This window comes from Bradyrhizobium sp. F1.13.3 (assembly GCF_040548265.1).
Classification (GTDB): Bacteria; Pseudomonadota; Alphaproteobacteria; order Rhizobiales; family Xanthobacteraceae; genus Bradyrhizobium.
In genome coordinates this window covers 32243-45245 of record NZ_JBEPRI010000020.1, presented here as the reverse complement: position 1 = coordinate 45245, position 13003 = coordinate 32243, and the positions used below count along the sequence as shown (strand labels likewise).

Here is a 13003-nt window from a genome sequence, read left to right as displayed (position 1 = left end):
CGCAATGGCAGAGCCGGTCGGTTGACCGGCATCAAAGTCGGGAGGGACGCGGTTATCTCACAAACCGCGCCACCAGCTCGACGTGCGGCGTATGCCGGAACTGGTCGACTGGCACCACGGCATCCATCTTGTAGCCGCCATCGATCAATAGCCGCGCGTCGCGGGCAAATGTCGCGACGTTGCAGGAGACCGCGACCACCACAGGCACCTTGCTCGCGGCGAGCTTCAAGGCCTGCGCCTGCGCGCCCTGGCGCGGCGGGTCGAACACGACGGCTTCGAAATCGCGCAGCTCCGGCGCCACCAGGGGACGGCGGAACAGATCGCGCGGCTCGGCCTTGATCGGCTTGAGCCCCGGCGTGCGTGCGGCCTTTTCGAGCGCTGCAATGGCGCCGGCGTCGTTGTCATGGGCGGTGACGCGGGCCTTCTCGGCGAGCCGCAACGCAAACGGCCCGACACCGCAGAAGAGGTCGAGAACGTTCTTCGCCTTGCCGACGCGCTCCGCGACGAGCGACGCAAGCGTCTCTTCGCCCGCGACGGTTGCCTGCAGGAACGAGCCCGGCGGCAGCGTCACTTCAGCACGGCCCATCTGCACGGTCGGAGGCAGTCGTTGCAGCACCAGTTCGCCGTGCCGTGTCAGCCGCGCCAGGCGGTGCTGCTCGGCGACGCGCGACAGCGCCGTCACGAGCGGCGTTGGCAGCGGGCCGGAGCCGCGCACGTCGACGTCGAGACCGTTGGCGGTCGCGGTGACCTGGATGTCCAGCGGTTTCGTGACCGGCATTTTGGACGTCAGCGGCTCGGCGAGCGCCCAACCGGCATCGAGTGCACCCTCGAGCCCGGGATCGAGGATCGGGCAGCGATCGATCGGGATGACGTCGTGCGAGCTGGCAGCCGAGAAGCCGACCTTGAGGATGTCATGCGTGCCGAACCGGCCGTGCAGCGTGATGCGCCTGCGCCCCGCACCGTGGGCGTCGACCAGCGATGCCACTTCGCAGTCGATGCCGGCCTGGGCCAGGGTCTCGACCACGATGCCGCGCTTCCAGGCATGGTACGGTTCAGTCGCCCAGTGCTGGATCGCGCAGCCGCCACAGACGCCGAAATGCGGACAGAACGGTGTGACGCGCTCGGGGCTGGCGACATCCACTGCCAGCAGCTTACGGCGGTCGGGATGGTTGCCGACGACATGATCGACTTCGACGGTCTCGCCGCCGAGCGTGTAGGGCACATAGACGGCATCGCCAGCGTCGAGCGAGACGCCATCGCCGCGATGGCCGACGTGATCGATCGTCAGGCGCTCAACCACGGCGCGCGCCCAGGAAGAATTCGATGTTGCCGTCGCCGCCGGTGATCGCCGACGGGAACACCTCAATATCGGTGCAGCCGAGCGAGGCAGCAAAGGCTGCGATGTCGTCGCAGATCTCGCGGTGCACGGCAGCGTCGCGGACGATGCCCTTCTTGTTGTGCTTCCGGTCCGCCTCGAATTGCGGCTTGATCAGCGCCAGCAGGCTCATCGGCGCGGCCGCCAGCGACAGCGCCACGGGCAGCACCGTCTTGAGCGAGATGAAGCTGACGTCGATCACGACGACATCGGGCCGCGCCGGCAGGCGCCTGCCGTCATAGGCGCGGATGTCGGTCTCTTCCATCGACACGATCTTGGAGTGACCGCGCAGCGAGGGATGCAGCTGGCTGGTGCCGACGTCGACTGCAAAGACGAGGCTCGCGCCGTTCGCCAGCAGCACCTCGGTGAATCCGCCGGTGGAAGCACCGACGTCGAGGCAGATATGGTCCTCGATCTCGATCGGGTAGCGCTCCAGCGCGCCGGCGAGCTTGACGCCGCCGCGGGAGACGTAGGGGTGCGCGGCCTCGGCCTGTATCATGGCGTCCTCGGCGATGGACTCCGACGGCTTTACCACCTGCTTGTCGTCGGCGGTGACGAGCCCGGCCTCGATCGCCGCGCGCGCTCGCGCCCGGCTCTCGAACAGGCCGCGCTCGACCAGCAGAACATCCGCGCGCTTGCGGGCAGGGGACATAATCTCTCCGAAGACGCCTGAGGCGCTTATGTAGCGATCAATCGCGCGGCCGCCATCCGGACGCAAGCCTCGAACGCGGCCAGATCGTGCCAGACGTCGATCGGCATCTGCGCCGGCGTCACCAGCGGGCAACCATGCAGCTCCAGCGCGTGGATCATCATGAGATTGTCGACGAGGCCGAAATCCTCGACCGTCAGCCCCTGCGCATCGACCAGCCGCCCGTCCTCGGGCGTCACGCCCATGAAGCGACTGAGGCGGTCGGCATAGGCGGCGCCGTCATTGGAATAGGCGAGGCAGAACTTGCGGCGGCCGGCCATGTAGCCGAGCTCGTAGACGGTGCCGGGATCGGCGCCGGCGCCGCGGAACGGCGTGAGGTTGGCGATGATCGCATCGGCCGCGTCCATCATCGCCTCGTTGCCGCAAAAGATCTGGCGCGAGGCGTCGGGAGCGGCGAGGTCGATCTCGTTGTCGAGGGGATAGAGCCCGGTGAGGCCGTTCGCGGCACAAATCGCAGCCTTCTGCCGGCCGATCTCGACCGCATCTGGCAGGAACACGTCGGGACCTGCCAGATAGATCTTCATGAGAGCTGCTTCGCAGAAGGTCGAAGCTCGCTCTTAGGCGAGCTTGACCGTCTCGGCCTTGACGTCCTTGCCGAGCGCCTCGAACACCTTGGCGACGATGCCCTTGGCGTCGAGACCGGCACGACCGTACATCGCCGCCGGCGTGTCGTGGTCCTGGAACACGTCGGGCAGTACCATGGTGCGGAACCGCACCAGGCCGCTGTCGAGCGCGCCCTGGTCGGTCAGGTACTGCGCGACATGCGAGCCGAAACCGCCGACCGAGCCTTCCTCGATCGTGATCAGGATCTCGTGGTCGCGCGCGAGCTTGAGCACCAGCTCGGTGTCCAGCGGCTTCATGAAGCGCGCATCCGCGATCGTGGTCGAAAGGCCATGGGCTGCGAGCTCGTCGGCGGCCTTCTCGCATTCGGCGAGGCGCGTGCCGAACGAGAGCAGGGCGATCTTGCTGCCCTGGCGGACGATGCGGCCCTTGCCGACCTCGAGCGGAACGCCGATTTCGGGCATCTCGATGCCGCGGCCTTCGCCGCGCGGATAGCGCAGCGAGCTCGGACGATCGTTGATCGCGACCTGGGTTGCGACCATGTGCACCAGCTCGGCTTCGTCAGCCGCGGCCATGATCACCATGTTCGGCAGACAGCCGAGATAGGCGTTGTCGAACGAGCCCGCATGGGTGGCGCCGTCGGCGCCGACGAGGCCGGCGCGGTCGATGGCGAAGCGCACGGGCAGGCTCTGGATCGCGACGTCATGCACGATCTGGTCGTAGCCGCGCTGCAAGAAGGTCGAGTAGATCGCGCAGAATGGCTTGTAGCCTTCGGTGGCGAGACCGGCGGCGAACGTCACTGCGTGCTGCTCGGCGATGCCGACGTCGAAGGTTCGGTCCGGGAACGCCTTATTGAAGATGTCGACGCCGGTGCCGGACGGCATAGCCGCGGTGATGGCGACGATCTTGTCGTCCTTCTCCGCTTCCTTGACGAGGCTCTGGCCGAACACGTTCTGATAGGCCGGCGCGTTCGGCTTGGACTTGGCCTGGGTGCCGGTCGCGACGTCGAACTTGACGACGGCGTGGTATTTGTCGGCGGAAGCTTCCGCCGGGCCGTAGCCCTTGCCCTTCTGCGTCACGACGTGAACCAGGATGGGGCCGGTCTCCATGTCGCGCACGTTCTTCAGCACGGGCAGGAGATGGTCGAGGTTGTGGCCGTCGATCGGGCCGACGTAATAGAAGCCGAGCTCCTCGAACAGCGTGCCGCCGTCCATCATGAAGCCGCGGGAATATTCCTCGACGCGGTTGGCGCGGCTGGCGATGATCTTGGGCAGGCGCTGGTTGATCTGCTTGGCCACATCGCGCAGCGTGCGATAGGTCTTGCCCGAGTAGAGCCGCGACAGATAGGCGCTCATCGCGCCGACCGGCGGCGCGATCGACATGTCGTTGTCGTTGAGGATGACGATCAGGCGCGAGTTCATTGCACCCGCATTGTTCATGGCCTCATAGGCCATGCCCGCCGACATCGCGCCGTCACCGATCACGGCGATAACGTTGTTCTTGCCGCCGGCGAGGTCGCGCGCGACCGCCATGCCGAGGCCCGCGGAGATCGAGGTCGAGGAATGCGCGGCGCCGAACGGATCGTAATCGCTCTCGCTGCGCTTGGTGAAGCCGGACAGGCCGCCGCCGGTGCGCAGCGTGCGGATGCGATCGCGCCGGCCGGTAAGGATCTTGTGCGGATAGGCCTGGTGGCCGACGTCCCAGATCAGCCGGTCGCGCGGGGTGTCGAAGACGTAGTGGATCGCAGTGGTGAGCTCGACCACGCCGAGGCCTGCGCCGAAGTGACCGCCGGTCACCGAGACGGCATCGATGGTCTCCTGACGCAGCTCGTCGGCGACTTGGCGAACCTGCTCGATCTTGAGCTTGCGCAGGTCGTCCGGCGTCCGGATGGTGTCGAGAAGCGGCGTTTTACTATATGCGTTCACGGCGATTTCCAATTTGTCAGCGCCGGAAGATCGTTCCGGTGCGCGATGGGTTTGCTCAATATCGGCGCAGCGCGAGTCCTTAAACCGTCGGAGCCACCTGCATGGGGCAAAGCCCCGTCTTCAAGCTTAGGTGAGCTTAAGTGCTCTCCGGTTCAGTCTCTGTGATCCCTGTCACTTAGATCGGCTTCGTCCATCCCAGCCAATTCATCAGCAGTTTGAAGCGCTTGTCGTCGGTAATCAGTGCCCACGCAAGGCTTACAAAAAGCCACACTCCGCGCAGCTTTACACCAAAGCTTGGGCCAAAGCCAACCCGCTCGGCCGATTACGGGCATGCACCTGCAACCCCCGGGCCAGAGTGGTTAATCCTGGCGCTCGCCGAAGGGTTCCAGGCCTGCTTGGCTCCTCGGCACGTTTTGGCGGGTGGAAAGCTGTTTTACACGGGATTCACAAGCGCGACGGGTTCCCGCGAGGAGTTCCGTGATTTCTAGAGGTCGGTTCCCTGGAACCAAAGCAGCAGCAACCACCCCGACGGCGGCGTGCGATCATGAAAAATTGCGGGTGGCCGATGCGTAAGATGGGCAGGCCGCCCTTACTGGACGTCGAGCGGCGCGGTGCCCTTGGCCTGGCCGCTGGCATCGGTGGTGATCTTGTCGACGCGCGCCTCGGCCTGGCGCAGCAACTCCTCGCAGCGGCGCTTCAGGGCCTCGCCGCGCTCGTAGATCGTCACGGATTCCTCGAGCGGCACCTTGCCGTCCTCGAGCCGCTTCACGATCGTTTCGAGCTCCTCGATGGCGCGTTCGAAGGTGAGCCTGGAGACGTCAATTTGGGTATTTTCGGCCATATAAGTTTCCGATTGCCCGATTCGCTTCACGTCGGAGAAAGCAAAGTTTTGCGGGCGCAATGTGGCGGGTGCGTCAAGCGCCCATCAGGGCGCCGATATGCGCCGTAACAGATTCTTTCAGTCCTTGCAGGTCGTAGCCGCCTTCGAGCACAGAAACAACGCGCCCCCCGGCGGTCTTGTCGGCGAGGTCCATCAGCTTGCGCGTCACCCAGGCATAATCCTCCGCGCGCAAATTCAGCGACGCCAGCGGATCGCGATAATGCGCGTCGAAACCGGCAGAGATGACGAGCAGCTCCGGGCTGAATTTTTCGAGCTGCGGCAGGATCAAATTCTCGAACGCGATGCGGAATTCCGGCCCGCCGTCCTCGGAGGCGAGCGGCGCGTTGACGATGGTGTCGTGGTCGCCGCGCTCGCTCTTGGCGCCGGTGCCCGGAAACAGCGGCATCTGGTGCGTGGAGCAGTACATCACGGTCGGGTCCGACCAGAAGATGTCCTGCGTGCCGTTACCGTGATGCACGTCGAAATCGACGATGGCGGCGCGCGTGATGCCGTATTTGCGCTGCGCGTGGCGCGCGGCGATTGCGGCGTTGTCGAAGAAGCAAAAGCCCATCGGCTTGCCGATCTCGGCATGGTGGCCGGGCGGGCGCACCGCGACGAAGGCGTTGCGATGCTCGCCCGCCATCACCGCTTCGGTCGCCGCGACAGCGCCGCCGACGCCGCGCATCACCGCTTCCCACGTGCCCGGCGACATCGAGGTGTCGCCATCGATATAGACCAGTCCGCTGGTCGGCGCGATGTGGCGCAGCTCCGTGACGTAGTGCTCGTTGTGGCAGAGCGTGACGAGGTCGAGATCGCCCTCCGGCGCCTGATCGCGCACCAGGAACTGGAAGCGCTCATGTGACAGCGCCTCCTCCACCGCGCGCAGGCGGTCCGGCCTTTCAGGGTGTCCCGGCGGCGTGACGTGGTCGAGGCAGGCCTTGTGGGAGAGGAGAAGCGTACTCATCAGTCGGCCTCATGGGATGCGGGCTCTCGACGTCGCTTGGCGCATCCGGCGCCAAAACGCAAATGCAAAACCCAATCTATGCGTTCCCCCGGGAATGGCAAAGGGTGGTCCCGGACCGGTCCGTTTGATCCGGATCAATTCACGCGCAGGATGCGGCTCAGCGGCAGAGGCCCGACCGGTCCGTGCGCCCTGAAGAACGCGAACAGCGCGTCGGCGTCGTAGCCGCCATATTGCAGCCCCGTGCCTTGCTTGGCGACCGTAAAGCCGTCGCCACCGACTGCGAGGTAATCGTTGAGGGTGACGCGGTAGCCGCTTCCGGCTTCGATCGGTCTGCCGTTGAGCGTCATCTTCTCGGTGATCACGCGCTCGCCGAATGGCTTCGCCGCATCCCAGGCATAACTGAACCCGTTCGAGACCTGGAGAATCCGCGGCCGCTTCGGATCGAGCCATTGCTGCTCCAGCATGTCCTTGAGCTGGCTGCCCGTGAGCGTCATAGTGACGAGCCGGTTGCGGAACGGCTGGCTGGCGAAAACGTCGCCGAAGGTAATCGCGCCGTTCTCCTTTGGAACGATGTCGGTGCGGATGCCGCCGGGATTGGTGAGCGCGATGACGGCGCTGCCGTCCTTTGCATCTCTGGTCGCGGCGAGATGCGCGTCCGCAATGACGTCGCCGAGAGGGCTTTCGCCGGCCTCGTTCGGCACGCGTGACAGCGTCTGCGTCACCGATCCAGCCGGGCGATTGGCGATCGGCGCCGAAAGCTTGTCGTAGGCATCGATCAGTGCGGTCTGCTCGGGATCCCTAGGCAGTGACGCATTGGCGACGAGGACGTTCTCGGCCCTGGCGCTGACGACGTCGCGCGTTACAGGATCGAGCTTGAGGTCGATCGCAGTGACCAGGGTCCCGTATTTGTCGCCGCTGGTGACGAGCCGCCCGTCGACTTGGCAAACATAAGCACGATGCGTGTGGCCGCTGACGACGACGTCGACGGCGCGATCGAATTTTTTCACGATGTCGACGATCGGCCCCGTAATGGCAGGGCATTCGTTGTAGTCGCCGGCCGGCTCGCCGCCCTGGTGGATCAGCACCACGATCGCCTCGACCCCGCGCGCCTTCAGTTGCGGCACCAGCGCGTTCACCGTCTCGGCTTCGTCGCGGAATTCGAGGCCCGTGACGCCTGCGGGCGAGACGATGCCCGCGGTCTCCTTCAAGGTCAGCCCGATGAAGGCGATGGGGATGCCCTCGAATTCCCTGATATCGTAAGGCGGCAGCACGCTCCTGCCGGTCGCGGTCTCGATGGTGGACGCCGCGAGATAATGGAATTTGGCGCCCGTAAAGGGATGCGGCCCCTGACAGCCGTCGACGGGATGACAACCCCCGTTCTGCATCCGCAACAGCTCGGTCTTGCCCTCGTCGAATTCGTGATTGCCGACCGAGGCGATCGCGAGCCCCATCATCGAGAGCGATTCGATCGAAGGCTCGTCGTGGAACATCGCCGACAGGAACGGGCTCGCGCCGATCAGGTCGCCGGCGGCGACGAAGATCGTGTTCTTGTGGCTCTCGCGCAGCTGCTTCACCAGCGTCGCCATGTATTCGGCACCGCCGGCGGCCACCATCACCTTCCTGGACTTGTCCTCGGGATCGCTGATCCGGATGCCGCCCGGCGGCGGGCGAAGATTGCCGTGGAAATCGTTGATCGCGAGGATGCGCAGCTCGACGGGGGCAGCGGTCTGGGCGGACGCGGGCAGGGCGGCGAGCGCGAGCGAGAAGACGGTCAGGCGGAGAACATGTCGCATGGAACCAGACTAGTCGTTCCGCACGAAGATTTCACGAAAGTTCTCGCCGTCGCTCAGGGGCGCCGGATGGTACCTACTTTTTCTTCTTCCTGTTCGCGAACGCGTTGAACGCGGCGGTGGCTTCTTCCGACTTCAGCCGCTCGCCGAACAAATGGGCCTCCTGGTCGATGCGGCGGGTGAGCTCTTCGGATGCGACGCGCAGCAATTTGCGCGAGGTCGCCACCGCTTCGGCGGGGAGCCGGCAGATATCGCGCGCCACCTTGCGCGCCTCGACCTCGGTATGACCCGGCGAGACCACGGTGTTGACGAAGCCGGCGGCATGCGCTTCCGCGGCCGTAAAAGTCCGTCCCATCACCAGCATCGCGAAGGCGCGCTGGTAGCCCATCGTGTTCGGCATCAAGAGGCTGGACGCGCCGACCGGCACGAGCCCGAGATGGATGTAGGGTGCGGAGAAGGTTGCCGCGTTCGAGGCCAGCACATAGTCGCAATGGAACAACATCACGGTGCCCATGCCGATCGACGCGCCATCCACGGCCGCGATCACCGGCTTGGCGTTGAGGGCGAGCGAATAGAGAAACTTGGCGCCGTCGGACAGCGTCTCGGGGCGCGACGTGTCGGCGTGCATGAAATCGTCGATGTCGTCGCCGGCGGTGAACACGCCGGAGCCCCCGGTGATGATCATGCAGCGGATCTCGGGATTGTTCTGCGCAGTGTCGATCGCGCGGCTCATCTCCCGATACATGTCCTGCGTGATCGCGTTCTTCTTGCTCGGGCGGCGCAGGGTGATCACGCGTGTTCCGCGCTCTTCGGTGACGATGATGTTGCCATTCGACATGAGAGGCCCCTGCGGTCGCCGCGATACTGACATTGGCTAGACTCGCGAAACGTCAGCCTACATCATCTTGCAGGCGTGCCAATGCGCTCGCTCGGCCTTTTGGGGACCGAATCGCGTGAGACGGGCGCATCAGCCCGCTGCTGTGTTGCGCGTCGCAATAATTAGCCACCCATTTTCGATTGAAAAACCCCTGGTTGTGGTGCACGATCGGCTCGCGCCGCTCCATTTGGCCGATTGCTCGATTGATGATTGCCGCCACTTGTGTTGATGAATCCTCGCTGCACTATCGCGGCTGGCGTGTCGTGCTGGCCTGCTTCCTGATGGCCTTCTTCATGTTCGGCTTCGGCCTGTACGGCCAAGGCGTCTATCTCGCCGAGCTCCAGCGCGCGCATGGCTGGCCGGGCACGCTGGTCTCTGCGGCCAGCACCTTCTCCTTTCTCCTGACTGCCGTCCTCGTCATCTTCACCGACAATCTGCTCGCCCGCATCGGGCTGCGGTCGCTGATCCTGTGCGGCCTGTCGGCGCTCGGCGCTTCGACGGTGCTGCTGGCGCTGCTGCAGACGCCCTGGCAGCTCTATCTCGCCTATGCGCTGATGTCGGTCGGCTGGACCGGCATGGGCACGGTGGTGATCGCGACCGTGCTGAACTCCTGGTTCGAACGGCGCCGCGGGCTTGCGCTCAGCCTCGCCTACAACGGCGCGACCTGCGGCGGCATCGTCCTCGTCCCGCTGCTGCTGTCGCTGAGCGCCAGCATCGGCTTCCGTTCCGCGATGCTGGCAGCCACGCTCGCGATGGTGGTGCTGGTGCTGCCGGTGGTGGTCATCTTCACCGGCTGGCGGACCGAAATGCCGCCGACGTCGGGTGGGGATTCATCCGCTGGCGGCACTGCCTTGCCTGCGGTTCACTCGCGCAAGACGCTGCTCGCCAACGCGGCGTTCTGGACCATGGTGCTGCCGATCGCGATCGCGCTGCTGGCGCAGATGGGATTCATCATCCACCAGGTGACGTTTCTCGAACCGCTGATCGGCCGCGCCAGTGCGGGCCTTGCGGTCACCATCATGGCGGCGATGGCGGTGGTCGGGCGCCTGTCGCTCGGCCTGTTCGTCGACCGGCTCGATCCGCGGCTCGCCTGCGCGGCATCGATGACGAGCCAGGCTGCGGCTCTGTTCGTGCTTCTGCAAAGCACGAACCCGACGGTGCTGCTCGTGTGCTGCGCCGTCTACGGTTTCTCGATCGGCAACATGATCACGTTCCCGCCCTTGATCATCCAGCGCGAGATCGGCGCGAGCGCCTTCGCCGCGGCGATGGGGCTGGGCACCTCGATCAGCGGCATCGTCAGCGCCTTCGGCCCCGGCATCGTCGGTCTCGTGCGCAGCGTAACCGGTGACTACACGAGCGCGTTTGCGATGTGCGTGGTGCTCGATCTGGTGGCGGCGGGGATTGTGCTGTGGCGGCCGGGGAGACGTACGAAGCTCGCAGCTTCGTAGCCCGGATGGAGCGCAGCGCAATCCGGGATTCGTGCCACGAACGATGACGGCCCCGGATTGCGCTGCGCTCCATCCGGGCCACGCGTCCCGCTTACCCCAACAGCACCGCATCCGCCGCCGCGACCGACTCCGCGCTCTCGGTCACGGTGCGTTCGAGCGCGCCGGCCTGCACGGCGATGTTCTCGGCGAAGAAGCGCGCCAGCGAGACGTAGCGCGCGGCGTCCGTGATGCCATCGGATTTCGCGGCGAGCGCTTCGGATGCAAGCATGCAGCCGCCGAGCGTGGCGCCGAACTGCTGCAGATACGGCGTCGCGCCGGCCAGCGCCTCGTTCGGCGCAGACGCAACCCGCTCCAGCAGCCATTTGCTGGTGCGCGTCAGCGCCTGCAGCGCCTCGCGCAATTTCACGCCCGTGGTGCCGAAGGCGGGATCGTTGGAGGCTTCGACCTGCTTCACGATTGCCGAGAGTTCGTCGAGCAGCGCCCACACCGATGCGCCGCCATTGGCCGCGAGTTTTCGCGTGACGAGGTCGATGGCCTGGATGCCGTTGGTGCCTTCGTAGATCGCGGTGATGCGGGCATCGCGATAGTGCTGCGCCGCGCCGGTCTCCTCGATGAAGCCCATGCCGCCATGCACCTGCACGCCGAGATAGGCGACCTCGTTGCCGATGTCGGTCGAATAGCCCTTGGCCATCGGCGTCAGCAGCGCCGCGCGCGCGGCAGCGTCGGCGCGGACCTTCGGGTCACTGGCGCGTGTCGAGACGTCGATGGCCACCGCGGTCGCATAGCAGATGGTGCGCGCCGCCGCGGTCTGCGCCCGCATCCGCATCAGCATGCGCTTGACGTCGGGATGCACGAAGATCGGATCGGAGCCGTCACCCTTGTTGCCGAGGGCGCGGCCCTGCTTGCGCTCTTGTGCGTACGACAATGCCTGCTGATAGGCGCGATCGGCTACACCGACGCCTTCGAGGCCGACGCCGAGGCGGGCCTGGTTCATCATCGTGAACATGCAGCGCATGCCCTGGTTCTCTTCGCCGACGAGGAAGCCGATCGCGCCGCCATGATCGCCCATGGTCATGGTGCAGGTGGGGGAGGCATGCATGCCGAGCTTGTGCTCGACGCCGCTTGCGAAAATGTCGTTGCGCGCACCGAGCGAGCCGTCGGCGTTCACCATGAATTTGGGAACGAGAAACAGCGATATCCCCTTGGTGCCGGCGGGCGCGTCCGGCAGGCGTGCCAGCACGAAATGCACGATGTTGTCGGTCATGTCGTGCTCGCCATAGGTGATGAAGATCTTCGTCCCTTTGATGCGATAGGTGCCGTCGGCCTGCTTCTCGGCGCGGGTGCGCAGTGCGCCGACATCGGAGCCGGCCTGCGGCTCGGTCAGCTGCATCGTGCCGGTCCATTCGCCGGAGACGAGCTTCTCGAGATAGATTTTCTTCAGCTCGTCGCTGCCATGCGCGTCGAGCGCCTCCATCGCCGACGCCGTCAGCAGCGGGCAGAGGCCGAAGGCGACGTTGGCGGCGCTCCAGATCTCGGTGCAGGCCGCGTTGATCGCGAGCGGCAGGCCCTGGCCGCCAAAATCTTCGGGGCCAGAGACCGCGTTCCAGCCGCCCTCGGTCCAGCGCTTGTAGGCGTCCGGCCAGCCCGGCGCCGTCGTGACCTTGCCGTCGCTGAGCTTGATGCCGTGCTCGTCGCCGACCTTGTTGAGCGGCGCCAGCACGTCGGTTGCGAACTTGCCGGCTTCCTCCAGCACGGCGCTCACGATATCGCCGTCGAAATCGCCGTAATGGCCGGCCTCCATGGCAGCCTTCAGGCCGGCGCCGTGGTTGAGCGACAGCAGCATGTCAGAGATCGGCGCGCGGTAGGTCATGGCTCACTCCCGGGGAGACAGTTCTTGCCGCCGTATTCCCATGAAACGGCAGCGGTCTCAACTGGCAGGAGGGGTGGTGGAGCGCCCGTTGGGAGCGGGGGGCGTAGCGCCCATATAAGGCATGGCGCGGCGCCACCGGCGCCTATGGTATTTTGCCCCTCCGGGCGGTTGAAATGCCGCGTCTCTCCCTATAGACCGGCACCACTCGAGGGAATCCGCGGACGGTCGTGCCGCCGCCGTTCCCGAAGGGCCTGATGGGGCGTAGCCAAGTGGTAAGGCAGCGGATTTTGATTCCGCCATTCGGAGGTTCGATCCCTCCCGCCCCAGCCAGAAGCTCCGCTTCCCCTGAAATTGCTGACGAAACCGGCCTGGCTGGGGCGCTGCTGCACAGCGCTGCGACACATCACTGCTGCACAGGGTGTCGCTCGCAATGGCTTTCCACATCTTTCGGCGCGAAGCCGTCTACTACTGGCGCCGCCGAACCCCCCGAGCGCTTGCCATCCGCTATGGCCGCCCGCATGTTTCTATGAGCCTTCGGACGACAAGCCGCGCTGTCGCCCGCCGCCTGGCCAACCAGCTGAACCTGACTTTGGACGATGTTGCG

General features: G+C 65.6%; 10 protein-coding genes, 1 tRNA gene and 1 pseudogene. 3 read left to right on the top strand and 9 right to left on the bottom strand.

Features of this window, described 5'->3' with window-relative positions; translation table 11 throughout:
• Positions 1–52: 52 nt before the first annotated feature.
• From ABIB66_RS36180 to ABIB66_RS36145, 8 genes are all read right to left on the bottom strand, one after another.
• Complete coding sequence (locus ABIB66_RS36180; RefSeq protein ID WP_354208982.1) at positions 53–1300, bottom strand: class I SAM-dependent RNA methyltransferase; 1248 nt, start codon at positions 1298–1300, stop codon at positions 53–55.
• Positions 1293–2027 (bottom strand): TlyA family RNA methyltransferase, encoded by a 735-nt coding sequence (locus ABIB66_RS36175; RefSeq protein ID WP_354057008.1) that lies wholly within the window; start codon positions 2025–2027, stop codon positions 1293–1295. The genes ABIB66_RS36180 and ABIB66_RS36175 overlap by 8 nt, the downstream gene beginning before the upstream one ends.
• A 26-nt stretch (positions 2028–2053) precedes the next feature.
• Complete coding sequence (locus tag ABIB66_RS36170) at positions 2054–2608, bottom strand: nucleoside 2-deoxyribosyltransferase (RefSeq protein WP_354057006.1); 555 nt, start codon at positions 2606–2608, stop codon at positions 2054–2056.
• Between the two features lie 33 nt (positions 2609–2641).
• Positions 2642–4570 carry a 1-deoxy-D-xylulose-5-phosphate synthase gene (gene dxs, locus ABIB66_RS36165; protein ID WP_354257957.1) on the bottom strand — a complete coding sequence of 643 codons (1929 nt, stop codon included), beginning with the start codon at positions 4568–4570 and terminating at the stop codon, positions 2642–2644.
• A 589-nt stretch (positions 4571–5159) separates the two neighbouring features.
• Complete coding sequence (locus tag ABIB66_RS36160; RefSeq protein ID WP_354257954.1) at positions 5160–5411, bottom strand: exodeoxyribonuclease VII small subunit; 252 nt, start codon at positions 5409–5411, stop codon at positions 5160–5162.
• 73 nt (positions 5412–5484) lie between these two features.
• Positions 5485–6414, bottom strand: a complete 930-nt coding sequence (locus tag ABIB66_RS36155) for a histone deacetylase family protein (protein WP_354257951.1) — start codon at positions 6412–6414, stop codon at positions 5485–5487.
• 134 nt (positions 6415–6548) lie between these two features.
• Positions 6549–8207 (bottom strand): bifunctional metallophosphatase/5'-nucleotidase, encoded by a 1659-nt coding sequence (locus ABIB66_RS36150; RefSeq protein WP_354257948.1) that lies wholly within the window; start codon positions 8205–8207, stop codon positions 6549–6551.
• A gap of 73 nt (positions 8208–8280) precedes the next feature.
• Positions 8281–9042, bottom strand: coding sequence for an enoyl-CoA hydratase-related protein (locus ABIB66_RS36145; protein ID WP_354056999.1), 762 nt, complete (start codon positions 9040–9042; stop codon positions 8281–8283).
• Between the two features lie 245 nt (positions 9043–9287).
• Between ABIB66_RS36145 and ABIB66_RS36140 the strand changes: the two genes are divergently transcribed.
• Positions 9288–10529: an MFS transporter gene (locus ABIB66_RS36140; protein ID WP_354257944.1), complete on the top strand. Its 1242-nt coding sequence runs from the start codon at positions 9288–9290 to the stop codon at positions 10527–10529.
• Positions 10530–10620: 91 nt separating this feature from the next.
• On the opposite strand, the gene ABIB66_RS36135 is transcribed toward ABIB66_RS36140, so the two are convergent.
• Positions 10621–12399 (bottom strand): acyl-CoA dehydrogenase family protein, encoded by a 1779-nt coding sequence (locus ABIB66_RS36135; protein ID WP_354208974.1) that lies wholly within the window; start codon positions 12397–12399, stop codon positions 10621–10623.
• 255 nt (positions 12400–12654) lie between these two features.
• Here ABIB66_RS36135 and ABIB66_RS36130 point away from each other — a divergent pair.
• Positions 12655–12729 (top strand) — tRNA-Gln (locus ABIB66_RS36130).
• 100 nt (positions 12730–12829) lie between these two features.
• Positions 12830–12940 (top strand): annotated as a pseudogene (locus tag ABIB66_RS36125) (DUF6538 domain-containing protein); the annotation flags it as partial.
• Positions 12941–13003 lie beyond the last annotated feature (63 nt).

What these genes read in the sequence shown, in the direction of transcription:
- ABIB66_RS36175 (WP_354057008.1), bottom strand. Translation starts at nt 2,027, where the DNA reads ATGTCCCCTGCCCGCAAGCGCGCGGATGTTCTGCTGGTCGAGCGCGGC.
- ABIB66_RS36170 (WP_354057006.1), bottom strand. Translation starts at nt 2,608, where the DNA reads ATGAAGATCTATCTGGCAGGTCCCGACGTGTTCCTGCCAGATGCGGTC.
- ABIB66_RS36160 (WP_354257954.1), bottom strand. Translation starts at nt 5,411, where the DNA reads ATGGCCGAAAATACCCAAATTGACGTCTCCAGGCTCACCTTCGAACGC.
- ABIB66_RS36155 (WP_354257951.1), bottom strand. Translation starts at nt 6,414, where the DNA reads ATGAGTACGCTTCTCCTCTCCCACAAGGCCTGCCTCGACCACGTCACG.
- ABIB66_RS36150 (WP_354257948.1), bottom strand. Translation starts at nt 8,207, where the DNA reads ATGCGACATGTTCTCCGCCTGACCGTCTTCTCGCTCGCGCTCGCCGCC.
- ABIB66_RS36145 (WP_354056999.1), bottom strand. Translation starts at nt 9,042, where the DNA reads ATGTCGAATGGCAACATCATCGTCACCGAAGAGCGCGGAACACGCGTG.
- ABIB66_RS36140 (WP_354257944.1), top strand. Translation starts at nt 9,288, where the DNA reads ATGATTGCCGCCACTTGTGTTGATGAATCCTCGCTGCACTATCGCGGC.
- ABIB66_RS36135 (WP_354208974.1), bottom strand. Translation starts at nt 12,399, where the DNA reads ATGACCTACCGCGCGCCGATCTCTGACATGCTGCTGTCGCTCAACCAC.